The following is a 23,859-nucleotide window of genomic DNA, read 5'->3' as shown; positions in this document are numbered from 1 at the left end:
TACCCCTTGATATGTAGGTCGGCGACCGGTTCACACGGCGTGTTGCAGTACGGACAGCTCCTGCTTGAAAGCGGCAATTTCCTGTTCGGTCCTGGCGGGCGCCCAGCCCAGCCGGCCGCCCAGATAGCGGCCGATGCGCTCGATATCGGTGTCCTGCAGCGGGTGGTACCACGGCACGCCGGCGCGCCGCATCAGGGCATCGGACAAATGCACGACCATGCCGTGTTCCAGCATGGCGTCCAGCCATGGCGGCGGTGGCCGGTCTCCGCGCAGCGCCGGCAATACGTCGGCCTCCTGCGGACTGGGAAAATCCGAACGGAAATCCGCGACCGTGGCCTTGCCCGTGCGCCGCACGCGCGCGGCGACGGCGTCCGCGATCTCCACGCCCGCCGACCGATGCGTCATGACTGGCCCGCCCGTCATCGCGAATACCTTGTCCAGGCCATCCACCGACAAGTCGTGCAGCACGCGGCTGCGGTTGCCCTTGGGCAGCCGGGCGTCCCAGGTCAGGGGCCGCACGCCGGACCAGGTATGCGCGACGTCGCGCGCGGTCAGGTTGAAGCTGGGAAACAGGTGGTTGGCTTCCGCCAGCAGCCAGTCGCGGTCTTGCGTACTGGTGCGTATCTTGTCCAGGTCGCCTTCGTAAATGAGTTCGGTGGGGCCGATATAGTGGTAGCGGCCCCAGGGCAGGCAGTAGAAGGGCTCGTTCTTCCTGTTGATCGTCGCCACGCCGATGCCGCGGCATTCCGGCGCCAGCTCGACGGCGATGTGCGAGCCCTTGGTGCCCAGTACCTTGGGCGGCTTGCCGGCCCGATGCGGTCCCAGGACTTTGTCGATCCAGATCCCCGCCGTGTTGACGACCGCTTCGGCCTGGACACGCACGCGCGTGCCATCGATAGCGTCGTGCAGCGCGACTTCCCAGCCATCGCCGCGGCGTCCCACCAGTTCCGCTTCGGTGTAATTGAGCACCGTGGCGCCCATGCGGCGCGCATCCAATGCGATATCGACCGTGACGCGCTCCGGCCAGGAAATCTGGAACTCGTCGTAGCTGGCCACGCTGTCCAGCGTATCGAAGTCCCGCAGCGCGTTGACCAGCGGGATCGAGGCGGCCCGCGGCCCCGACAGACGCTGGTAATTCAGCGGGATGCGGCCGCGGTTGTAATGGTCCAGCATCCTGAAGGCCAGATCGACCTGCCAGCCGGAATAGGCGCCGCCCTTGTAGATCGGGAAATACAGCTTGGAAAGCTGCGCGCGCGCGGCTGTCGTGTTGACGAATTCATGGCGTGCTTCGATCGCCAGCCTCGCCATGCGCATGCCGGTGGCCAGCCGCGAGGGGTGCAGCAGGAAGTCCCAGGCCGAACCGCCGGGCGCCAGGTAGCGCAGGCCGCAGTGGAGCAGCCGGCTGGACCGGCTGCTGGAGCCGGAGCCGAAATCGCCCTTGTCCGCAAGCAGCACCTGGAAGCCGCGCGCCGCCAGCTGCTGGGCGCCCGCCGCCCCATTGATGCCGCCGCCGATGATGACCACGTCGAAGCGCCGGCCGTCCAGCGAAGTCAGAGGGAGCCTGGAATTCATGATGCGTCGTTGCTCTCACGTATGAATCGGCTCAGGGGAGCCAGGGAAGAAGCGTCATCGAACAGCCATGCCAGTAGCGGCCGCGCGCGCGCGGCGCCGACGATGCCTTCGAATTTGCGGCGTACCTGCTCAGGGCCGTAGCGACTGCTTTCGTCCCAGGGGTCGCCGTCGGCGTAATCGCATTCCAGGGTCCATGTCGATGCAGCCGTGCGCACCGTGGCGCCGCCGGGCATGGCGCGAATCTGGTTATCGACCATCGCGCCCGCGAAGTCGTCGGCGCGCGCGAGCCGTTCGATGCGGACTTTGTCCCGCAAGGCCAGCGCGGCGGGCGAATGCGCGATCGCGGGGTCGAACCAGCGGGGGCCGGAAGGCACGCCCAGCGCCATCATCGCGACGACGTGGGCATAGCTGAACTGGTGGCTGGCGAAGGTGCGCGGCGATGCATTGCGGAAGCGGCGCGAGTCGGCCAGCGGGCCGGTGTGGATGACGATTTCCCGGATGTCCGCCGGCTGTACGCCATGCCGGGACAGGATGCGGTCCAGCGCGCTCAGCGGCGCATGCATGAAGCGGCAGCAAGGCCAGGGCTTGAAGGTCAGGTCCGGCAGGTGCCAGCGCGCGCCCAGGCCGTCATGCAGCTGTTCCGGAGCCGGCATCGCGGCGCCGCAGGCTTCCGGAATGCCGCCCGGTCCATCGAGGATGTCCGCGAATCCCGTCAGGCCGGCCAGCGCGCTTTCGATGCCGTGCAGCGCGGTGGCCGCGCACCAGCCGGCATCGCAGTACTTGACGTCGGGCAGGTGTTCGGCTTCGGACCACTTGCGTCCGATGGGCAGGGGAATGTTGGCGCCCGCGATGCCCAGCGCCTGCCGCAGTGTCGCGGCATCGAGTCCCGTCGTGCGGGCATAGGCGACGCAGGCCGCGACCACCACCGGCGCGGCCACGCCCCATACCGGCGAAAAGCCCGCGACTTTGCCGTCCTCCACCTGCATCATCGGGCCGACGGCGCAGGCCATGCGGGCGCCCGCCTCGTAGCCCGCGATGACGCCCGCCAGCAGATCCCGCGGCGTGCATGCGTGGGCTTCGGCCGCCGCGATCGCGGCGCTGACCGCGCCAATGCCGAAATGCACGCCGACAGGATAGGTTTCATCGAAGTCGAGAAGGTTGGCGAAACGGGCATTGGCATACGCAGCACGCATAGTCCCCTGCGCGGCCGGCTGCCCGGCTTGGGAGGCGCCTGGCCTGCCCGCGAATAGCGCGGCCACGTGGCCTATCGCCGGCGCCGGCGCCGCCTGGGCGCCGGCCGCCAGGCAGCCCAGCGTATCGACCATCAGCCACCGGCCCATGTCCTGGACGCGGGCCGGCACGGCTTCCAACGCAAGCGTCGAAAAGAATTCCGCGAACCGCCGGGTGCCGTTGCCTGCCGTCATGTGTCCTCGCCGAAAACCCGGAGACGTGTGCTCCGATGGCAGGGATGATCGACGCAGGCCGCTATGAAATCAATGACGAAAATGTCGGTGTTCTATTCGTTTTCCGAATGTCAGGCCAGCTGCTGGCGGCGCACTGGCGGGCAGCGAAGCCAGGGCCGCCCCGGAGGGGTAAACGCGTGCTTGCGCCAAGCTTAGGGAGCTGCCTACCATGACGCCCTTCCGCGCACCTGTTTAAAACCTCCGGTTTATGTCCACGTCCTTGCCACGCATCCAACGCCAGAATGCCAATCGGGAACGCATTCTGGCCGCCATACGTGAGGCCGCGATCTCTGCTTTCGATCAGCATGGCTTTCGCGGAACGTCCACCCAGGACATCGCGACGCGAGCGGGGCTGTCCAAGCCGCAGCTGCATTACTACATCGTCAGCAAGGAAGCGCTCTATCAGGAATTGCTGCAGGATGTGCTGCAGGGCTGGTCGGCGGGATTTATCTTCGAAGAGCGGAATTCCGACCGGCCGGCCGACGTGCTGCGGCAGTACATCCGCAAGAAGGTGGATTACGCGCTGGATTTCCCGGCCCTGTCGCGCATTTTCACGCGCGAACTGCTGGACGGTGGCCCGAACCTGGGGCGGTATTGGCCTATCGCGCTGGCCTCGATCAATCAGAAGGTCGCCATTATCGAGAACTGGATGCGTGCCGGCCAGATCCGGCGCAGCGATCCGCGGCTGCTGCTCATCAACATCTGGAGCATGACGCAGCACTATGCGGACTACGACATCCAGGTGCGCATCATGCTTGGCGTCGCGCCCGGCGCGCCGATGGACCGCGAGCCCATAGTGCGGTCCATCACCGATATGGTGCTTTATTGCTGCGGATTGGTGCGTGACTGAGCGGCGCGGCGGCTCGCTCCCCGGGGAGGGAATTGGCATAGGTATTGCTTATCTGACCAAGTGGTCAAACCATTTAGTCAGAAAACATGGCAATGCCTGCCGCTTCCGATTCCTATCCGCTGAGCCTCGTTGTGAGCGCGGTGGCCGACCTCACGCCGGAGATCCGCGCCTACCGATTGACGTCCGAGGACGGCCGGCCGCTGCCCGCGTGGGACGCTGGCGCGCATCTCGCGATCAGGCTCAGGGACGATCTGGCGCGCGCGTATTCGTTGTGCGGCGACCCGGGCAACACCGATTGCTACGACATCGCGGTTAAACGGGAAGACCAGGGGCGTGGCGGTTCCATGGCGATGCATCGCCTGGGGAGTCCCGGCGCGCTGTTGCGGGCCAGCCTGCCCCGCAACCAGTTCGCCCTGGCCGGCGACGCGCGCTGCCACCTTCTGCTGGGAGGCGGCATAGGGGTGACGCCGCTGCTCGCCATGGCGCGCGTGCTGCATCGCACCGGCCAGCGCTTCCAGCTGGCGTTGTTCTGCCGATCCGAGCGGCATCTGCCTCTGCCGGCGGATTGGCGCGAGGAGCCGTGGGCGGATTCCGTACTGCTTCATTTCGACGACCCCGCGGCGCCGCAGAAGCTGGATCTGTCGGGCCTGCTCGCTGACGTGCCGGAGGGCGGGCATGTGTACTACTGCGGCCCCGAGGGATTCATGCAGGCGGTGCGGGCATGCAGCGGCCACCTGTCCGATACTCAACTGCATAGCGAGCACTTTGGCGCGGCCCCGGCCGTGGGTGCGGGCGCAACCCGCGCGGCCGGCGAAGCCCGTTCCACCGTGGAACTGGTGCTGGCCCGGCAGCAACGCAGCGTTGCCGTGGCGCCTGGCGAGACGCTGGCGCATGCCCTGCATCTTGCCGGCGTGGCGCTGGACACCGTATGCGAACAAGGCGTGTGCGGCTCCTGCGTTACGCGGTATCTGGATGGCCAACCCGAGCACCACGACAGTTGCCTCGATGCCGATGAACGCCGCGAATACGTTGCGCTGTGCTGCGCGACCTGCGCCTCGCCCACGCTGGTGCTCGATCTATGAATACGCCCACATACCTGCACGGCTTGCGCCTGCCCACGTGGCTGGAGGTGCCGCGCGACGCCGCCGGACTGACCGATATTCACATCGCCGGCGGGTATATCACCGGCCTGTCGCCCAGTGCGCCCCAGGCGCCGCAAGGGTCCTGGCCGGTCGGCGGCGCATTGGCGATGCCGCTGCTGGTCGACGCCCATACCCATCTGGACAAAACCTTCACCCGCGCGCGACTGAGCGACATCCAACCCGGCTTGCTGAACGCGATCCAGGCGATGGTGCGTGACCAGGCCCTATGGACCGAAGCGGACGTGCGCGAACGCGCTTCCCAGGGATTGCAATGGGCCTGGGAGGCAGGCGTCGGCCGGTTGCGTACCCATTGCGACTGGCGTGAGCAGCCCGGACGGGAGCCTATGGCCTGGAAGGTCCTGCTGGAGCTGGCGCGGCAGTGGCGTGGGCGGATGGACATCGATTGTGTGAACCTTGCGCCATTGCCCTGCTACGCGAGCCGTGACGACGCCTTGAGCCTGGCGCGGCGTATCGCGCGGGATTCGGACCACGCTTGCCTGGGGGCCTTCGTGCATACCAGTAACTGGGACGCGGATGCGCTCGGACACTTGGTTCGCGCCGCCGCCGATACGGGGCTGCTGCTGGACCTGCATGTGGACGAAGAACTCGCGCCGGAAGCGGCCGGCCTGGCCACCGTGGCCCGGCTGGCACGCGAAACCGGCATGCGGGGGCGCATCGTATGCGGGCATGCCTGCGCGCTCTCCGCCATGCCGCGCGAGCAGGCGCTGCGCATCCTCGATGAGGTGGCGGACGCCGGTATCCGGCTGGTGTCCCTGCCGGCGACCAATCTGCTGCTGCAGGACGCCAGGACCGGATATACCCCCCGCATGCGTGGGTTGACCCTGGTCCAGGAGGCGCGCCAACGGGGCATCCCGGTGCTACTGGCCAGCGATAACGTGCAGGATCCGTTTTGCGCGAGCGGCAGCTATGACCCGCTGGAAGCACTGGGCCTGGGCGCGCTGGCCGCGCAGCTCGGCGATGTCTTCGACGACTGGTCGCAAGCCGTTTGCCGTCGCGATTGGCTGGACACGGACGTCGGCGCGCCGCTGCGCGCGGGCATGCCCGCCGATCTCCTCATCCTTCCCGCGGCCAGCCATGCCGGTTTTCCGTCCCGGGCCTGGCCGCGCCTGGTCCTGCGCCGGGGCGTATTCGTTTCTTCCGTGCCCGCGGGAAGCGCCGTATCCGCGATGCCAGCGGCCCATATCCATTGAATCCATAAGGGGAACTCCGTCATGTCCAAGTTTCGTTCCGTTCTTTCCGGCGTGTGTATAGGCTTGGCGGCGTGCGCGCTGTCCAGCACGGCGCAGGCCGCGGCCTTTACCTACATGACGAACTGGTATGCGCAGGCCGAGCATGGCGGCCTGTACCAGGCCCTGGCACAGGGGCTTTACGCGAAATACGGCCTGGACGTCACCATCAAGATGGGCGGCCCGCAAGTCAATACCGTGCAGATGATGGCTGGCGGCCAGGCGGATTGCGTGATGGGTTCCAGCGATCTGCAGATGCTGCAGACGCGGGCCAGCGGCGTGCCGGTGGTTACGGTAGCCGCGTGGCTGCAGAAAGATCCGCAGGCGCTGATCACGCACGAGGACGTTACGCGCTTCGAAGACCTGAAGGGAAAAACGATCCTGATCGGCGGCGGGGCCTACCGCAATTACTGGCCCTGGCTCAAGGCCAAGTACGGCCTCACCGATGCGCAGGCGCGGCCATATACCTTCAACGTCCAGCCCTTTATCGCGGACAAGAATGCGGCGCAGCAGGCCTATATCACCTCCGAGCCGTTTGCCGTGCAGAAGGCGGGCGTAAAGGCCAATATCCTGATGTTCGCCGATCATGGCTATCCGGCCTATGCCGCCACGGTTACCTGCATGGAAGACACCGTGGCCAAGCGCGCCAAGGATATTTCGGCCTTCCTGCAGGCCAGCGCCGAAGGCTGGAAGAGCTATCTCGCCGACCCGGCGCCGGGCAATGCGCTCATCAAGCGCGCGAACCCCAACATCACCGATGAACAGCTCGCCTTCAGCCTGGGACGGATGCGTGAAACGCAGCTGGTGACCAGCGGGGACGCCGCATCCCTGGGGATAGGCACCATCACGCGGGCGCGCGCCCAGGCCAGCTACGACTTCCTGGTGCGGTATGGCTTGCTCGACCCCGCCAAGGTCAAGCTGGATGACGCCTACGACCTGCGGCTCATACAGGCCATCCATGTCCTGCCGTGATCCTTCACACCGTGGAGATGCCGCCATGTCAGCCGTTCCCGTAACGCTCCGCGCCGCCACAGCGGCAGCGGCGCCCGCCATCGAGGTCCTGTCGGCCGAGATGACCTATCCCAATGGGACGCGTTCACTTGAACCGGTGGACATGAAGGTCGCCGAAGGCGAGTTCGTGACGCTGCTGGGGCCGTCGGGCTGTGGCAAGAGCACATTGCTGAAGATGGTCGCGGGCCTGCTCGAACCTACCGATGGACGTTTGCTGCTTTGGCGCCAGCCGGTCTCCAAACTGGCGTCGACGGGCCGGCGGCTGGCCTTCGTGTTCCAGTCTCCCACGCTGATGCCCTGGGCGTCGGTAGAGACCAACGTCCGCCTGCCGCTGGACCTGGCGCGCGTGCCGCGCAAACAGGCCCAGGACCGGGTGGCGGAAGCCCTGGAGCTGGTGGGGCTGTCCGGCTTTGCCCAGGCATTGCCGCGCGCGCTGTCGGGCGGCATGCAGATGCGCGTATCCATCGCCCGCGCCCTGGCGACGGATCCGGACCTGCTCTTGATGGACGAGCCGTTCGGCGCGCTGGACGAGATCACGCGCATGAAGCTCGACTCGGACCTGCTTGCGCTATGGCAGCGCAAGAAGCTCACGGTGCTGTTCGTCACGCACTCCATCCACGAGGCGGTATTCCTTTCCAACCGCGTGGTCGTGATGGCGGCCCGGCCCGGCCGCGTCGTGGAGACGCACGCCATCGATGAACCTTTCCCGCGCAAACCCGAGTTCATGGTCACCACGACGTTCAGCCGCTACGCGAAGACGCTGCAGGAAAGCCTGCTGCGCGCCAGCGGCGCCCATGAGGAGCGGATATGAGTACAGCCGCCGCCGCGTTCCGGTCATCACGCAAACATATCGCTTACCCCCTCATGGTGGGCATCGTTCTGGTCGGCTTATGGCAGGCCTTGGTGTCGGCCCTGAAGCTGCCTGCCTACCTGGTACCGTCGCCGGCGCTGATGGTGCAGACGCTGTACGTCAACTGGCAGCCGCTGGGCCTGGCGCTGCTGTCCACCTTGAAGGTCACGGTGCTGGCTTTTCTGCTCGCCGCGGTCGCGGGCGTGCTGATCTCCTTCGTATTCGTGCAGAGCAAGGCGATCGAGACGGCCTTGTTCCCTTATGTCGTGCTGCTGCAGGTAACGCCCATCGTGGCGGTGGCGCCGCTGATCATCATATGGGTCAAGGATCCCGTGCTATCGATGGTGCTCTGTGCTTCGCTGGTGGCGCTGTTCCCCATTATTTCGAACACAACCCTTGGACTGCGCAGCGTCGATCCGGACCTGGCGAGCTATTTCAAACTGAACCACGCCACGCGCCGGCAAACGCTGCTGCGCCTGCGGATCCCGAGCGCCTTGCCGTATTTTTTCGGCGGCTTGCGCATATCGAGCGGCCTGGCGCTCATAGGCGCCGTAGTGGCGGAGTTCGTGGCCGGTACGGGCGGGATGGGGGCGGGCCTGGCCTACCAGATTCTGCAGGCCGGCTATCAACTCGACATTCCGCGCATGTTCGCGGCGCTGTTCCTGATTTCTCTTGCCGGCATCGCGCTGTTCGCCTTGATGTCCTGGCTGTCGCGGCGGGCGCTGCGCAGCTGGCATGCGAGCGAACACGAGCAGGACTAGCCGGCCCCCCCTTTTCATTTGGAGTCATTCTCATGCTAGATGCGAACTCGGTCGCGCAGGCCTGCGCGGCGCTGCCCGCACAGTTGCCGGACCTGGATTGGATCACCGAGCCGATCAAGGTAAACCGCTTGTCCAGCGATTTCGCGTGGTTCAGTCCCGTGCTCAAGCGCGCGCTGGCCGGCAAGCGCGCCGACCTGGTGGTGCGTCCGCGCAGCGAAGAGGAAATCCGCCGCGTCGTGGCGGCCTGCGCGCGGGCCGGCGTGCCGGTCACCCCACGCGGGAGCGGCACGGGCAACTATGGCCAGTGCACTCCCCTCCAAGGAGGGGTAGTGCTCGACATGAGCGCCTATGGACAACCCCTCTGGGTGCGCGGCGGCATCGGCCGCGCCCAGGCGGGCGTGAAGCTGGGCGACTTCGACGCCTATGCGCGCGAGCACGGCCATGAGCTGCGCTGGCTGCCTTCGACGTACCGCACGGCGACGCTGGGAGGCCTTTACGGCGGGGGCTTCGGTGGCGCGGGCTCGATCACCTACGGGCCGGTGGCGGCCACCGGCAATGTGCTCGGCGCGCGCGTGATGACCATCGAGCCGGAGCCGCGCGTTCTTGAACTGCGGGCGCCGGACGCGCTGCTGTTGCATCACACCTATGGGACGACGGGCATCGTCCTGGAACTGGAAGTGGCGCTGGCGCCCGCGCAGGATTGGCTGGAGTGCATCGCCGTCTTCGATGACTTCGAGAACGGCCTGCGCTTCGCCGACGACGTGGCGCGGTCGCCGGGGCTGGTCAAGAAAGAAATCAGTTTCCTGGCCGCGCCCATTCCGGCTTATTTCAACGCCCTGGCGGACAGCCTGCCCGCCGGCTGCCACGCCGTCATCCTGCTGGTCCATCCGGCTTCCGAACAAGGCATGCTGGAATGCCTGGCGCGGCGCGGCGGCAGCTTGTCCTACCGCAAAACGGCGCAGGAGGCCCGGGAGAGCGCGCGCTACCTGATCGAATTCACCTGGAACCACACTACGCTGAATGCGCTGAAGCACGACAAGAGCCTGACCTACATCCAGAGCGCCTTCGATCCGAACCGCTATGTGGAGCAGGCGCTGGAGATGGAGTCGAAGCTGGGGGGCGAAGTCCTCATGCATCTGGAGTTCCTGCGCAATCGCGAGGGCCAGCTGACTTGCAGCGGCCTGCAGATCATCCGCTATCGCTCTGATGAGCGGCTGCAGGAAATCATGCAGATACACCGCGACCATGGCGTCAGCATCAACAACCCGCACGTTTACATTGTCGAGGACGGGAAGCAGGGCCGCGTGAATCCCGATATCGTGGCGATGAAGGCGCGGATAGATCCCGACGGCCTGCTCAATCCCGGCAAGCTGCGCGGCTGGGAAGAGCGCACCGCCCATGCGGCGGCCACCCCGGTTTGAGGGGATGTACGCCATGTCGAGATTGACGGTGCAGTCTCCGCAAACGCTGGCCATGCACACGCGCGATGGGGTGCGCCTGGATGCGGATGTCTATCGGCCCGAAGGGAAGGGGCCTTATCCGGTGCTGCTGATGCGGCAGGCCTACGGCCGGCGCATCGCCTGCGCGATCTGCTACGCGCATCCGAGCTGGTACGCCTCGCACGGCTATATCGTTGTCGTGCAGGACATACGCGGCCGCGGTACTTCCGAAGGGGAATTCCTGATCGGCGAACACGACGCGCAGGACGGCGCGGACGCGATTGCGTGGGCGGCCGGCCTGCCGGGCAGCAACGGCCGGGTCGGCATGTATGGGTTTTCCTATCAGGGCTACAACCAGCTGATGGCCGCCAGCGCGGCTGGTCCGGCCCTGCAAGCCATCGCACCCGCCATGACGCCCTGGGATTCGCGCGAGGGCTGGGCCTGGAAACAAGGAGCGCTGCGCCTGCAGAGCACCCTGGGCTGGGCCACGCAGCTGGCGTCCGAGACGGCGCGCCGGCGCGGCGACGCACAGGCCTATGCCGAGCTGATGGCCGCCGCGCGCGCCTTGCCCTTGAACGAGGCGGTCACCGCCTGGCCGCGCTACATGCGGCAGCACGCGGATCTGACCCACTACGCGCGATGGCTGGAAACGCCGGCCGACGACCCGTACTGGCGGCGCATTTCCGCCGCCGCCCATGCGGCCGAGATCGCCGCGCGGCGGATCCCCACCTTCTTCATCGGCGGGTGGCATGACCCTTACAACGAGACCGTGCTGCAGGCATATCGCGACCTGAGCTCGCTCGGCGCCGGGCCGATGCGCATGGATATCGGCCCGTGGGCACATTTTCCCTGGGCGCGGAAGACGGCGGGAGTCGATTATGGCCCCGATGCGGAAACCGATATCGATGCGCGCCAGGTGCGCTGGTTCGATCGCTGGCTCAAGGACATCGACAACGGCATCGATGCCGAACCCCCGATACGCGCGTTCGACCTCGGGCAGAAATGCTGGCGCGCTTTCGACCAGTGGCCGGGGCATGCGGCCCGGTGGGCGCTCGCCGGCAACGGCCTGGCCGCGCTGCGCGTGGGCGACGGCCGCCTGCTGCCGGATGGCGAACCCTGGCCGGCGGAGCCGGGCCAGGACTGCGTCGTCAACGATCCGTGGCGACCCGCGCCGTCCGCCGGCGGGCCTTATGGCACGCCGCCGGGGCCGGTGGATCGCCAGGCGGTAGACCAGCGTCCGGATGTCATGACCTTCGATGCGGCACCGTTGCAGGCGCCGCTCGGCTTGGCGGGCGAGGTCTCGGCCGTCTTGTACCTGAGCTGCGACCAGGCTGATTTCGATGTCTCCTGCATCTTGAGCAGGGTCATGCCGGACGGCCGTTCCCAGGTGCTCGCCGATGGTTACGCCCGGGTGCGCGACTGGCGCGCGGACCGGCCCGTGACCGTGGCGATGCATGCGGCCTGCGTGACGCTGCAAAAAGGCGAGTGGCTGCGCGTGGCGGTTGCCGCCTCGGCGTATCCGGCCTATGCGCTGAATCCCGGCACCGGCGCCGATCCCGCGTCGGTGGCGGCCGTGCAGATGCCCATCACCACGCTGTCGGTGCATTACGGACCCGGCAGGCAATCCGAAGTCCGGCTGACGCTGGATGCCCCTTTCGACGCAAGGAAGAATCCATGACGGCAACGCCATCGACTTGTTCCGTGCCCAGCCGGCTCTGGGTGGAAATGACGTCACCCCAATTCGCCGGCCTGCCCGCCGATACGGTAGCCATCCTGCCGGTGGCGGCCATCGAACAGCACGGTCCGCATCTGCCGGTATACGTGGATGCCTGCCTGAATGCCGGCGTGGTCGAGCGCGCCATATCCCTGGTGCCGCCCGAGGTGCCCGCCGTGTTCCTGCCCATGCAGGCGATCGGCAAGTCGAACGAACACCAGGCCTATCCGGGCACGCTGACCCTGCGCGCCGAGACGCTGATCGCGTTGTTGACCGATATAGGTGAAAGCGTGCATCGCGCGGGACTGCGCAAGCTACTGCTGTTCAACTCGCACGGCGGCCAGCCGCAGGTCCTGGATATCGTGGCGCGCGATCTGCGCGTCAGGCTGGGAATGTTCGTCGTGTGCGCCGCCACATGGAGCTTCGGCTGGCCCGACCGCGAGGCCTTCAGCGAGACGGAGCGTACCCATGGCATCCATGGCGGCGGCAAGGAAACTTCCATGATGCTGGCGCTGCGCCCGGATCTCGTACACATGGAACGCGCCGCTGATTTCTCGCCCGCCAGCATCGCCATCGAGCGCGACTACAAGCATTTGCGCGCCGAGGGCAAGATCGGTTTCGGCTGGCAGGCGCAGGACCTGCATCCCAGCGGGGCCAGCGGCAACGCACTGGATGCGGATGCCGACCGGGGCACCGCCATCGTCGAGCATGCCGCCCGCGGCCTGGCCGAGTTGATCGCCGAAGTCCATGCCTATCCGCTCGATGCGATCCGGAGCGCGTCATGAAGCCGGATGACGACTTGATCCCGCTGGGCAGCGCTCCCCGCAACCAATGGCGCGTATCGGCTACACGAGCGACGCTGGTCCGTGAACCGCGGCCCGCCAGGCCCGTGCAGTTTCCCGCTCAGCCGCAAGCCCTGACCGTGGATCTGGCGCGCAGCGCGCTGGTAGTGATCGACATGCAGAACGATTTCTGCCATCCGCAGGGGTGGCTGGGCTCGGTGGTAGGCGTGGACGTGACGCCCGCCCGCCAGCCTATCGCGCCGTTGGCCACGCTGCTGCCGCGGGCGCGCGGCGCGGACGTGCCGGTCGTATGGGTCAACTGGGGCAATCGTCCCGACCGCATGAATCTCAGCCCGTCCATCGTGCATGTCTACAAGCCTACGGGCCTGGGCATAGGCCTGGGCGACCTGCTGCCGGATCGTCCGGCCCGGGTACTGGAGGCGGGATCCTGGGCGGCCGAGGTCGTGGACGAACTGCGCATCGAGCCGCAGGACATACGCGTCGACAAATACCGCATGAGCGGTTTCTGGGATACGCCGCTGGACGCCATTCTGCGCAACCTGGGCGTGACGACGCTGTTCTTCGCAGGCGTCAACGCCGATCAATGCGTGCTGGCCACGCTGATCGACGCCAACTGCCTTGGGTATGACTGCATCTACCTGGATGATTGCTGCGCGACCACCTCTCCGGATTTCTGCCTGCAAGCCACTCGCTACAACGTGCGCCAGTGCTTCGGCTTTACCGCGGCCAGCACCGACCTGCTGCAAGGACTGACCCCATGATGCCCAAGGCCATCAAGAAAACCATGGACCAGTGTCCGGCCTACCGCATCTCGGCCGGCGATACCAATTACTTCGCCCTGGTCTTCGACGGCGAAGGGGAGAATTGCGATCTGGTCGCCGTGGTGGAGATCTTCGAGCCCGGGGGGCGTACCCCGCCCAATATGCACACCCATGCCCATGAGATGTTCTTCATCCTGGCCGGCGAGGGGCGGGCCTACGCCGACGGGACGGTTCTGGACTTGCGGCAGGGCGACGCCATGCTGGTCAAGCCGGGCACCAACCACGCCGTGGAGAACACGGGCAGCGGCAAGCTGTATTGCCTGACCGTGATGGCGCCCGACGAAGACTTCGCCGCGCTCATCCGCCGCGGAATCCCCGTCAGCCTGACGGAAGACGACCGCGCGGTCCTGCGCCGGGCGATCGTCTAGAAGATGCCACGAAGCGCTGCTCAATGCCGGGCGGCGCGCACGACACAGCCGACGGCCAGCATGGCCAGCGCACCCATGGTGAAGGTCGCCATGGGCATTCCGCGCGCCATGTCGCGGGCGATCTGCGGGGTGCGCGGCGCGGCGAGCTGCAGCCGGCGCTTGGTCATCCGGGCGCCCAGTTCCTGCAGGCGCGTTTCGGAGAACAGGCGTTCGGCTTCCGGCAGCACGACGGTTTCTTCGTCGGCGACGTGGTGGATGACGTCGCGCATCAATTCCATCAGCGTTTCGTCGTAGCGCGGGTCCGCCGGCGTCATGGCGCGCAGGTCGGCGATGAGCCGGCGCATCTCCATATGTTCCGGCACGCTCTTGCGCAGCACCTCGTTGCTGGTGACGGCCTGTACGGCGGGGTAGAAGATTTCCTCTTCCAGCGTGGCGTGGATCTCCAGCGCCGTACAGATGACGCCCACCAGGCCGGCCTTGCGCGACGCGGGCAGGTCCTCGTGGTAGCGGTGGAAGGTGGTCAGCACATGGGTGTGATCCAGCCGGATCATGCTGGTGGCGCGCGGGATCAGGCGGCGGTACAGCGGCTGGCCTCCGGCGTTGTCGGCGGATTGGGCGGCGTCGTAAGGAAGGTCGGTAGCATTCATGGCGGCCTCTCGATCGGGACGGCCGGGAGTCGGCCGATACCGCCGGTCACGCAAGAGCTATTCCTGTCGGTGAGCCTCGCCGCGCTGCCTGGCTATGCGCGTCCAGGCTGGTCCCGGCCGGGACCGGCCCGCCGCGGGGCGGAATGCTGGGCAGAAAAAAGCCGCGTCGCTTGCGGCGACGCGGCAGTCGTGGATCGAACTACCCGATCAGAAGAGGCTGCCCATCAGTAGTCCATCTCCGGCGCCGGGGCCGGGACTTTTTCTTCCTTGGGCAATTCGGCCACCGTCGCGTCGGTGGTCAGGATGAGGCCGGCGATGGAGGCGGCGTTCTGCAACGCGGTGCGCGTGACCTTGGTCGGATCCACCACGCCCGCCTCCAGCAGATCGCCGTATTCGCCCGTCGCGGCGTTGTAGCCGAAGTTGCCGCTGCCTTCCAGGACCTTGGCGACCACGACCGAAGGCTCTTCGCCGGCATTGGCGACGATGGCGCGCAGCGGGGCTTCCAGCGCGCGCAGGACGATGCGGATGCCGGCATCCTGATCCGCATTGGCGCCCTTGAGCTGGCCGATGGCGGTCCGGGCGCGCAGCAGCGCGATGCCGCCGCCCGGCACGATGCCTTCTTCCACCGCCGCGCGCGTCGCATGCAAGGCGTCGTCCACGCGGTCCTTCTTTTCCTTCATCTCGACTTCGGTGGCGGCGCCGACCTTGATGACCGCCACGCCGCCCGCCAGCTTGGCGACCCGCTCCTGCAGTTTCTCGCGGTCGTAGTCGCTGGTGGCCTGTTCGATCTGCGCCTGGATGGACTTCACCCGCGCATCGATGCGCGATTGCTGTCCCGCGCCGCCGATGATGATGGTGTTCTCTTTCTGCACTTCGACGCGCTTGGCGCTGCCCAGGTCTTCCAGCGTGGCCTTTTCCAGCTGCTTGCCGGTTTCGTCGGAGATCACCGTGGCGCCGGTCAGGATGGCGATGTCTTCCAGCATGGCCTTGCGCCGGTCGCCGAAGCCCGGCGCCTTCACGGCGGCCACCTTCAGCACGCCGCGCATGCTGTTGACGACCAGGGTCGCCAGGGCTTCTCCCTCGACGTCCTCGGCGACGATCAGCAGCGGCTTGCCGGCCTTGGCCGAGGCTTCCAGCACCGGCAGCAGTTCGCGCACGTTCGAGATCTTCTTGTCGTGCAGCAGGACCAGCGGGTCCTCCAGCGTCGCGACCTGTTTCTCGGGGTCGTTGATGAAGTAGGGGCTGAGGTAGCCCCGGTCGAACTGCATGCCTTCGACGACGTCCAGCTCATTGTCCAGGGATTTGCCGTCCTCGACGGTGATGACGCCTTCCTTGCCGACCTTCTCCATGGCGTCGGCGATGATCTTGCCGATGGCCGCGTCGGCATTCGCCGACAGCGCCGCCACCTGCGCGATCTCCTTGCCGGTGGAGATGGGCTTGGATTGCTTGCGCAGCGCGTCCACCACGGCCGTTACGGCCTGGTCGATACCGCGCTTCAGGTCCATGGGGTTCATGCCGGAGGCGACATACTTCATGCCTTCCTGCACGATGGATTGCGCCAGCACGGTCGCCGTCGTGGTGCCGTCGCCGGCCACGTCGGCGGTCTTGGAGGCGACCTGCTTGACGATCTGCGCACCCATGTTCTCGAACTTGTCCTTCAGTTCGATTTCCTTTGCCACCGACACGCCGTCCTTGGTGATGACCGGGGCGCCGAAGCTGCGTTCGAGCAGCACGTTGCGGCCTTTGGGACCCAGCGTTACCTTCACGGCATCGGCCAGGATGTTGACGCCTTTGACCACGCGGGCACGGGCAGTGTCATGGAATTTGACGTCCTTCGCGCTCATTTTTCACTCCGAATGCAGGGATAGTGCCGGCCGCGATCACGCGGCTTTCTTCAATTCGCCGGTGCTTTGCTCGAAGACGCCGAAGACGTCTTCTTCGCGCATGACCAGCAGCTCTTCGCCGTCGACCTTGACGGTCTGGCCCGAGTACTTGCCGAACAACACGCGGTCGCCGACTTGAAGCTGCATGGGGCGGACGGTGCCGTCCTGCAGCACTTTGCCGCTGCCGACCGCGATGACCTCGCCTTGTTCTGGTTTTTCCGTGGCGGAGTCCGGGATCACGATGCCGGAGGCAGTCTTGCGCGTCTCTTCGATTCGCTTGACGATAACCCGGTCGTGAAGGGGACGAATCTGCATGATTGATCTCCTAAGCGATGACAGATCACCTGAAAGGGAATCGATGCGTGGTCTTGCGGTGACGCCGGGTCGCCGCGCCGGCCACGCATACGGCGGCCCGTTGGTGGCGGGTCCGCGGACGATGATTTATGGGCGGCGCGCACGGCTTCAAGAGGCCTCGAAAAGCCTCTTTGTATCAGTGTGTATCAGGAAGAATAACGCGGTCCACATAACCCAAGCGGTAGACGAACCGCGTGGCGCGGGCGGTGTCGCAGGCGCGCGGCGAGACGGGACACGGCAGCGCGCGGCCGCCGGCGGCGTCCACCGTGCTGTCTTCGTCGTCCAGCTGCGCCCACAGGCCGGCCTTGCGGGGGCGGAACATCCAGCGGATATAGCCGCGTCGCGCGGCCAATTCGATCAGCTGTTCGCGGTCGGCGGCATCGTCGATCAAGGTTGCCGACTCCGCGCCGGCGCCGGGATAGTCGCCGAATGCGCGACGGCATGCCAGTGCTTCGCTCGCCGGGGCGCCCAGGCGGCGCCAGGGTCTATGGGTTACCCGTTCGACGTCCCACGCCCCGAGCTGCCACGCGGCGTCCAGCATGGCCCGGTCCATCGTCGCGATCGTGTCCCAGGGTTCGTCGATCTGTACCGCCGACCCGGCGACGGGCCGTGGCGGCATGCGCACGCCTGGCAAATGCACCGGCGTTTCGCGGCGGAAGCCGTGCCAGTGGAGAACCAGCAGGACCGGCGTGTCGGCGCGGGCGGCGGTTGCCGCGGTGACCGCGTATAGCGGCAGCCGCATGGCTTCATGATGCGCGGTGATGGTATCGAACAGATCCATGTACAAGCCTCCCAGTGTTGTTCGCAATGGGCCGGCCACGTCGGCGCCGTCCCATGGTTGCGCAGCGCCGGGAGCGGACCGCGGGCCATGTAGGAAATTTAGGCATTTTTGCGCGGCATCACAAGCGCCCGCGGCGCTGTCGACCTGGGCGGGTGCGGAAGATGCTGGGGAGCGCGCGGGCACGCACGGCAAGCGTGCAAGCGAGCGAGGCATGGACCGGGAACCTGTGATGCGCCGCGCGGCGACGCGCTATTCATCTTCCTTTACGTGGGCGGGCTACAGCGTCGGGTTCGCGATGAGCGGCTTTTTCGACGGCATACTGCTGCATCAGATCCTGCAATGGCATCACCTGCTATCCGGGTTGCGTTCCGCGCGCTTTGCCGACCTGCGCGTGCAGATCATGGCCGATGGGTTGTTCCATGCCGTGATGTACCTGATCGCGCTGGGCGGGTTCTACATGCTGTATCGAGCGCGCGCCGATCTGTCGCTGCCACGCGCGGGCCGGCGTCTGCTGGCCAACTTCTGGATAGGATTCGGCGCGTGGCACGTCGTCGATGCCGTGCTCTCGCATTGGGTGACCCGGATACATCGTATCCGCATGGACAGTGCATATCCGCTTGCCTGGGACCTGGCATGGTTGGCCGCCTTTGGGCTGATTCCCCTGACCGCGGGGTGGTGGATGCGCCGGCGCCCCGGCGATGCATCGCCCGCGCGCGGCGGCATGGTGGCGAGCCTGGTAGGTACCTGCCTGCTGGCCGGCACCGTCAATCTGATGCCATTGCGGGGCGGTGGCGATACCTTGACTGTCGTGCTGCGTCCCGGCGCGACGGGAGCGGGGGTGCTGGCGGCCGTGGAAGGCACGCAGGCTCGCGTCGCGTGGGCCGACCCGGCCGGCGCCGTGTGGGTGTTGCGAGGCGACGATAGCCTGGACGCCTGGCGCTTCTACCGCCATGGCGCGATGTACGTCGGTGGCCAGGGGGCGCTGGCCGGCTGCGCGGCATGGCTGGGCACGCGTGCCGGCCGCGCGCTTTGATTCCTATTACCAGCTTTCACGCAGCGCCCGCCGCAGTTGGCGTTCGAAGGCGTCGCGTGCTTCGGCGGATACGTAATGCGCAAGCTCGATGCGGGTGGCGCCGTGATGCAGCCACAGCGCGTCGGGCGCATCTCCGGGCTTGATCAATCTGGCTTGGCTGGACGGAAATATATAGCTGGCATGCCGCAGCCCACGATCCACCTCGATGTGGACGCGCCCGTCCGCGAGGACTTGCACGATCTCGCCGTCGATGGCGTGATGCGCGTAGGCCAGCGCCGCGACGGCGATGCCCAGCAATTCGAATCCGCAGAATATGGGCACCAGCCATAGCCCGCGGATCCAGCAGCCGATCGCCACCAGGGCCGATATCCCCATCAGCAGGCCGATGCCGGTCAGGTATTGCCCGGGGCGCAGGGCGCAATTGCGTTTGAGCCGCCAGCGGCGGGGCCCGCCCGGGCCGTCGTCGCGGGCGAACCGGCTCGTATCCGCCGGGGGCGCGGCGGATAGCAGTTCGTCGATGTCGCCGCGTATCAGCCTCATTTGACTTCGGGGGGCGTTTCGAAAGTGTGGAAAGGCGCGGGCGAGGCTACGGTCCACTCCAGGCCTTGGGCGCCTTCCCAGGCGCTGGCATCCGCTCGCGGACCCTTGCCAGCGTAGCATCGCAGCACGGCGACCAGGAAAATCAGCTGCGACAAACCGAACCAGAACGCGCCTATGGTGGCGATCTGGTGCCAGGTCGTGAACTGCGCGGCGTAATCGACGTAGCGGCGCGGCATCCCGGCCAGCCCCAGGAAGTGCATGGGAAAGAAAGTGACATTGAACGAGATCATGGTCGACCAGAAGTGCAGCTTGCCCAGCCGTTCGTCGTACATGTAGCCGGTCCACTTCGGCAGCCAATAATAGGTGCCGGCGAACAGCGCGAACAGGGAGCCGGCGACCAGGACGTAATGGAAGTGCGCCACTACGTAATACGTGTCATGCACCTGGATGTCGATGGGCGCGACCGACAGGATCAGGCCGGTGAAGCCGCCTATGGTGAATACGAAGATAAAGCCGATGGCGAACAGCATCGGCGTTTCGAAAGTCAGCGAGCCGCGCCACATGGTAGCGGTCCAGTTGAAGACCTTCACGCCGGTGGGAATGGAGATCAGCATGGTCGCGAACATGAAGTACAGCTGCCCGGTAACCGGCATGCCGGTGGCGAACATATGGTGCGCCCAGACGATGAAGGACAGCACGGCGATGGCCGCCACCGCGTAGACCATGGATGCGTAGCCGAACAGCTCCTTGCGGGAGAACGTCGGTATGACGGATGAGATGATCCCGAAGGCCGGCAGGATCATGATGTAGACCTCGGGGTGGCCGAAGAACCAGAACAGGTGCTGGAAGAGCACGGGGTCGCCGCCTTCCCCGGCATTGAAGAAAGCCGTGCCGAAGTGCCTGTCGGTCAGCACCATGGTGATGGTGGCCGCCAGGACCGGCATGACGCCCAGCAGCAGGAAGGCGGTGATCAGCCAGGTCCAGCAGAACAGCGGCATTTTCATCAAGGTCATGCCTGGCGCGCGCATGTTCAGGATGGTCACGATGATGTTGATCGCGCCCATGATGGACGACGCGCCCATGATGTGCAGCGCGAAGATCGCCATGTCCATGCCGGGACCCATCTGGACCGACAGCGGCGCGTAGAGCGTCCAGCCCGCGGCAGTGGCGCCGCCCGGCACGAAGAAGGACGCCGTCAATAAGACGGCCGCCATGGGCAGTATCCAGAAGCTGAAGTTGTTCATCCGCGCGAACGCCATGTCCGCCGCGCCTATCTGCAGCGGCACCATCCAGTTGGCGAAGCCGACGAAGGCCGGCATGATGGCGCCGAACACCATCACCAGGCCGTGCATGGTGGTGAACTGATTGAAGAGCTCGGGCTGGAAGAACTGGATGCCGGGCTCGAACAACTCGGTGCGCAGCAGCAGCGCCAGCGTGCCGCCTTCCAGCAGCATGACGAACGAGAAGATCAGGTACATCGTGCCGATGTCCTTGTGGTTCGTCGCCAGCAGCCAGCGCCGCCAGCCGTGGGGGACGGCATGCCCGTCTTCATGCGCGGGGATGTGGACCAGCCCCTGCCCGGTGGTGTAGGTGCTCATGCGCGTCTCCAGAAAGCCCGCGCGGGGCGCGCAAACGACGCGCCTACACGTTGGGACGATCGGAGTGCGCGCAGGGCGGGCGCCGGTGCGCGTATTTCGTGCAATAGTGGAAAAGCCTGCTCAGCGCGCGGGCGCCGCCGTCGCGGCCGCTAGAAGCCGGTCCCCCGGATTGCCACGACGATGATGTCGCGCATCCATTGCGGCATGGGACCACGTACTTCGCCGACCGTCGATCCGCTCGCGCCCCGGTCGTCCGGCGTTGCCGCGATGGCCCGCGGTGCGCCCTCCGTCGCTTCCGCGTCTCTGGCGTGGCCATATGACATGGCGATTGCCATATATGCCATGCCGGCCACACCGATGGCGGTAAGGAGTTTGTGCGGGTTTATGGGCGGATCGGTCGATAATCTCGGCGACTTGCGCTGTGGAGGACAGGGGCGCCGTGGGAATGATTATGTCGTGAAACCGCGTATTTGGTTACTCAAACCTTTTATATTTGTGCCGATGCAACACCCGGCCTTCGCCGTGCCGGGAAGCGCGTGCGCCGCGGCGCACGCGCGCACCGTTCTCACGACATTCCGAAGCGCCGCATGCGGTCGACCATCTGCGGCGCCGCCCCGAGGTAGTTGGCCGGATCGCACAGGCGGTCGATCGCGGCGCGGTCCAGGTGTTCGGTGACGCGCGCTTCGCGCGCCAGCACATCGGCCAGCGGGCAGTGCTCCGCCAATGCCACGCGGCAGGCGTCATAAACGACGTCGTGCGCGGTCTGGCGGCCCAGGTACGGCGCCAGGCCCATCATCACGGCTTCGGAGACGATCAAGCCGCCGGTCAGGTCCAGGTTGCGCCGCATGCGCTGCGTATCGACCTCCAGCCCGCCCAGCATGAACCTGGCCTGGCGCAGGGCGCCGGCGGTCAGCACGAAGGACTCCGGGATGGCCGACCATTCGATATGCCAGGGGCCGGTGGCGCGTTCGAAATCCTGCACCATGGCGTCCAGCGCCAGGCCGGCATGCTGCCGCACCACCTTGGAGGCGCTCAGCATAAGCTCGCAGGAAATCGGATTGCGCTTCTGCGGCATGGTGCTGGAAGCGCCGCGGCTTTTGACGAAAGGTTCGAAGGCTTCGGCAAGTTCATTGGTCATCATCAGCATGATGTCCAAGGCGATCTTGCCCAGCGATCCCGTCACTAGCCCGAGGAACTGAATGGTTTCGGCCAGACCGTCGCGGGCCACGTGCCAGGTGACGGGTGCCGAGTGCAGGCCCAGTTCCTGCATCAGCGCTTCCTGCACCGCGATGCCTTGCTCGCCCAGCGACGCCAGCGTGCCGGCGGCGCCGCCGAACTGGCCGACCAGCGCGCGCGGGCGCAGCTGCGCCAGCCGCTCGCGGTGGCGCCGTATCATCAACAGCCACACGGCCGCCTTGTAGCCGAAGGTCACGGGCAGCGCGTGCTGCAGGTGGGTGCGGCCGGCCATCGGCGTGTCGCGGTAGCGCAGCGACAGCGCATCGAGGATGCCGTCCAGCTCGGCCAGGTCGGCCTCTATCAGGTCCAGCGCTTCGCGTACCTGCAACACGGTCGCGGTGTCCATGATGTCCTGCGTGGTGGCGCCCCAGTGCAGGTATTCGCCTTCCGGTCCGCACATGCGCGACAGCTGGTGCACCAGCGGCAGGATGGGATAGCCGACGATTTCGGTCTCGTGTTTCAGGACTTCCATGTCCAGCCGCGCGGCATCGGCGCGCGCGGTGATGGCATCGGCGGCGGCCTGCGGGATGATGCCCAGGCGCGCCTGCACGCGGGCCAGCGCGACCTCCGTTTCGACGTAGCGGCGCAGCGTGGCGGCGTCGTCGAACACCGCGCGCATCGCGGCGGTGCCGAACATGTCTTTGAATACGGCGGATTCGATTACGGATATAGGCATGGTGGATGTGATGCTTGGATTGGAATGTGAAGCCCGGCGCGGCCGCCGCCCGGGTAGAGCGGACAGGCCGAGCCGGGCGGATCGCTACTGCAGCTTGATGTCGGCGTCCTTGACCACCTTGGCCCAGCGCGCCGTTTCCTGCTTGATGTAGTCCATGAAGCCGTCCGGCGTGGAGGACGACGGGATATAGCCCAGCTCCTCGACGGTCTTGACGAACTTCGGATCCTTGACGGAATCGTTCAGGGCCTTGTTCAGCTTGGCGACCACGTCGGGCGGCGTTCCGGCGGGCGCGAGCAGGCCGTACCAGCCCTGCACTTCAAAGCCCTTCAGGCCGGCTTCCTGCACGGTGGGCACATCGGGCATCAGCGCCACGCGCTGCGGGCTGGTGACCGCCACGACGTTCAGCCTGCCGGCCTTGGCCAGGTGCAGCGAGTCCGGTCCGGCGAATACCGCGTTCACTTCGCCGCCCATCGCGGCCGTCACCGACGGGCCGCCGCCCTTGTAAGGGACGTGCAGCAGCTTCACGCCGGCCGTGGTGGCGAACAGTTCGGTCGCCAGGTGGCTGGTGTTGCCGTTGCCGGCGGACGCCACCGACAGGCTGCCCGGATGTTCCTTGGCATACTGGATGATCTCGGGCACCGTCTTGGCGGGGAACTTCGGGCTGGTGTAAAGCACCAGCGGCAGCTTGGCCACCATCCCGATGGAGCTGAAATCCTTCACGGAGTCGTAAGGCAGGTTGGGGTACAGGCTGGGATTGATGGCATGGGCGGCCAGCACCATGACCAGGGTGTAGCCGTCCGGCTTGGCGCGCGCGACGTACTGGGTACCGATGACGCTGCCCGCGCCCGCTTTGTACGACACGACGATGGGCACGCCCAGTTTTTCCTGCAGCACGGCCGAAAGCGGGCGCGCCACCGCGTCGGCGGTGCCGCCGGGCGGGTAGGGGATGATCAATTCCACCGGGTGGTCGGGGAAGGGACCGGCATGCGCCGCCGTGGCCAGGGCCAGCGCCGCGGCGCCGACCAGATGCTTGAACAGGTGTTTCATCGTGCTTGTCTCCGATTCGAGTC

The 23,859-nt window shown here is 66.5% G+C and carries 22 protein-coding genes; 12 read left to right on the top strand and 10 right to left on the bottom strand.

All coding sequences use genetic code 11. From position 1 onward, the window contains the following. Window positions 1–30: 30 nt before the first annotated feature. Together ACNA0R_RS14050 and ACNA0R_RS14045 are read right to left on the bottom strand one after the other, a co-directional pair. Window positions 31–1,572, bottom strand: a complete 1,542-nt coding sequence (locus tag ACNA0R_RS14050; protein WP_415826625.1) for an FAD-dependent oxidoreductase — start codon at window positions 1,570–1,572, stop codon at window positions 31–33. Continuing rightward, the gene (locus tag ACNA0R_RS14045) at window positions 1,569–2,996 is read right to left on the bottom strand and encodes an MmgE/PrpD family protein (protein WP_415826624.1); all 1,428 of its coding nucleotides are present in this window, start codon (window positions 2,994–2,996) and stop codon (window positions 1,569–1,571) included. Before ACNA0R_RS14045 ends, ACNA0R_RS14050 begins: the two co-directional genes overlap by 4 nt. Window positions 2,997–3,243: 247 nt before the next feature. Here ACNA0R_RS14045 and ACNA0R_RS14040 point away from each other — a divergent pair, with 247 nt between their 5' ends. From ACNA0R_RS14040 to ACNA0R_RS13990, 11 genes are all read left to right on the top strand, one after another. Continuing rightward, the gene (locus ACNA0R_RS14040; protein ID WP_415826623.1) at window positions 3,244–3,885 is read left to right on the top strand and encodes a TetR family transcriptional regulator C-terminal domain-containing protein; all 642 of its coding nucleotides are present in this window, start codon (window positions 3,244–3,246) and stop codon (window positions 3,883–3,885) included. Window positions 3,886–3,977: 92 nt separating this feature from the next. Then, window positions 3,978–4,967 carry a PDR/VanB family oxidoreductase gene (locus ACNA0R_RS14035; RefSeq protein WP_415826622.1) on the top strand — a complete coding sequence of 330 codons (990 nt, stop codon included), beginning with the start codon at window positions 3,978–3,980 and terminating at the stop codon, window positions 4,965–4,967. After that, window positions 4,964–6,238 (top strand): amidohydrolase family protein, encoded by a 1,275-nt coding sequence (locus ACNA0R_RS14030; RefSeq protein WP_415826621.1) that lies wholly within the window; start codon window positions 4,964–4,966, stop codon window positions 6,236–6,238. Before ACNA0R_RS14035 ends, ACNA0R_RS14030 begins: the two co-directional genes overlap by 4 nt. Window positions 6,239–6,259: 21 nt before the next feature. Then, a complete protein-coding gene (locus tag ACNA0R_RS14025) occupies window positions 6,260–7,246 on the top strand; it encodes an ABC transporter substrate-binding protein (protein WP_415826620.1) in 987 nt (328 codons plus the stop codon). A gap of 25 nt (window positions 7,247–7,271) precedes the next feature. Further along, window positions 7,272–8,096 carry an ABC transporter ATP-binding protein gene (locus ACNA0R_RS14020; RefSeq protein ID WP_415826619.1) on the top strand — a complete coding sequence of 275 codons (825 nt, stop codon included), beginning with the start codon at window positions 7,272–7,274 and terminating at the stop codon, window positions 8,094–8,096. After that, entirely contained in the window at window positions 8,093–8,896 is an 804-nt protein-coding gene (locus ACNA0R_RS14015; protein ID WP_415826618.1) for an ABC transporter permease, read from the top strand. Before ACNA0R_RS14020 ends, ACNA0R_RS14015 begins: the two co-directional genes overlap by 4 nt. A gap of 32 nt (window positions 8,897–8,928) precedes the next feature. Continuing rightward, window positions 8,929–10,317, top strand: coding sequence for an FAD-binding oxidoreductase (locus ACNA0R_RS14010; RefSeq protein ID WP_415826617.1), 1,389 nt, complete (start codon window positions 8,929–8,931; stop codon window positions 10,315–10,317). A gap of 13 nt (window positions 10,318–10,330) precedes the next feature. Next, complete coding sequence (locus ACNA0R_RS14005; protein ID WP_415826616.1) at window positions 10,331–12,013, top strand: CocE/NonD family hydrolase; 1,683 nt, start codon at window positions 10,331–10,333, stop codon at window positions 12,011–12,013. Continuing rightward, a complete protein-coding gene (locus tag ACNA0R_RS14000; protein ID WP_415826615.1) occupies window positions 12,010–12,834 on the top strand; it encodes a creatininase family protein in 825 nt (274 codons plus the stop codon). The genes ACNA0R_RS14005 and ACNA0R_RS14000 overlap by 4 nt, the downstream gene beginning before the upstream one ends. Further along, window positions 12,831–13,613: a cysteine hydrolase family protein gene (locus ACNA0R_RS13995; RefSeq protein ID WP_415826614.1), complete on the top strand. Its 783-nt coding sequence runs from the start codon at window positions 12,831–12,833 to the stop codon at window positions 13,611–13,613. Before ACNA0R_RS14000 ends, ACNA0R_RS13995 begins: the two co-directional genes overlap by 4 nt. Continuing rightward, window positions 13,610–14,041 (top strand): cupin domain-containing protein, encoded by a 432-nt coding sequence (locus tag ACNA0R_RS13990; protein WP_415826613.1) that lies wholly within the window; start codon window positions 13,610–13,612, stop codon window positions 14,039–14,041. Before ACNA0R_RS13995 ends, ACNA0R_RS13990 begins: the two co-directional genes overlap by 4 nt. Before the next feature lie 20 nt (window positions 14,042–14,061). Here ACNA0R_RS13990 and ACNA0R_RS13985 read toward each other — a convergent pair whose 3' ends face one another. The 4 genes from ACNA0R_RS13985 to ACNA0R_RS13970 all read right to left on the bottom strand — a co-directional run bounded on the left by ACNA0R_RS13985 (window position 14,062) and on the right by ACNA0R_RS13970 (window position 17,706). Then, window positions 14,062–14,592, bottom strand: coding sequence for a hemerythrin domain-containing protein (locus tag ACNA0R_RS13985; RefSeq protein ID WP_415826761.1), 531 nt, complete (start codon window positions 14,590–14,592; stop codon window positions 14,062–14,064). Window positions 14,593–14,912: 320 nt separating this feature from the next. Continuing rightward, window positions 14,913–16,532, bottom strand: a complete 1,620-nt coding sequence (groL, locus tag ACNA0R_RS13980; protein WP_415826612.1) for a chaperonin GroEL — start codon at window positions 16,530–16,532, stop codon at window positions 14,913–14,915. A 36-nt stretch (window positions 16,533–16,568) separates the two neighbouring features. Continuing rightward, complete coding sequence (locus ACNA0R_RS13975; protein WP_415826611.1) at window positions 16,569–16,886, bottom strand: co-chaperone GroES; 318 nt, start codon at window positions 16,884–16,886, stop codon at window positions 16,569–16,571. A 175-nt stretch (window positions 16,887–17,061) separates the two neighbouring features. Then, on the bottom strand, window positions 17,062–17,706 hold the full coding sequence (locus ACNA0R_RS13970; protein WP_415826610.1) for a diguanylate cyclase: 645 nt from the start codon (window positions 17,704–17,706) through the stop codon (window positions 17,062–17,064). A 211-nt stretch (window positions 17,707–17,917) separates the two neighbouring features. On the opposite strand from ACNA0R_RS13970, the gene ACNA0R_RS13965 reads away from it, so the two are divergent. Beyond that, entirely contained in the window at window positions 17,918–18,739 is an 822-nt protein-coding gene (locus ACNA0R_RS13965) for a DUF2243 domain-containing protein (protein WP_415826609.1), read from the top strand. 6 nt (window positions 18,740–18,745) lie between these two features. Here the strand turns inward: ACNA0R_RS13965 and ACNA0R_RS13960 are convergent, their stop codons facing one another. From ACNA0R_RS13960 to ACNA0R_RS13945, 4 genes are all read right to left on the bottom strand, one after another. After that, on the bottom strand, window positions 18,746–19,279 hold the full coding sequence (locus tag ACNA0R_RS13960; RefSeq protein ID WP_415826608.1) for a DUF2244 domain-containing protein: 534 nt from the start codon (window positions 19,277–19,279) through the stop codon (window positions 18,746–18,748). Continuing rightward, entirely contained in the window at window positions 19,276–20,877 is a 1,602-nt protein-coding gene (ctaD, locus tag ACNA0R_RS13955) for a cytochrome c oxidase subunit I (protein WP_415826607.1), read from the bottom strand. Before ctaD ends, ACNA0R_RS13960 begins: the two co-directional genes overlap by 4 nt. Before the next feature lie 565 nt (window positions 20,878–21,442). Next, entirely contained in the window at window positions 21,443–22,789 is a 1,347-nt protein-coding gene (locus tag ACNA0R_RS13950) for a class-II fumarase/aspartase family protein (RefSeq protein WP_415826606.1), read from the bottom strand. An 84-nt stretch (window positions 22,790–22,873) separates the two neighbouring features. After that, complete coding sequence (locus tag ACNA0R_RS13945) at window positions 22,874–23,836, bottom strand: Bug family tripartite tricarboxylate transporter substrate binding protein (protein WP_415826605.1); 963 nt, start codon at window positions 23,834–23,836, stop codon at window positions 22,874–22,876. Window positions 23,837–23,859: the final 23 nt, after the last annotated feature.

Origin of the sequence: Bordetella sputigena, from assembly GCF_965137885.1 — a bacterium.
Classification (GTDB): Bacteria; Pseudomonadota; Gammaproteobacteria; order Burkholderiales; family Burkholderiaceae_B; genus Bordetella_C; species Bordetella_C sputigena.
The sequence above is the reverse complement of the archived record's forward strand: the minus strand, read 5'-3'. Positions and strand labels throughout refer to the sequence as shown.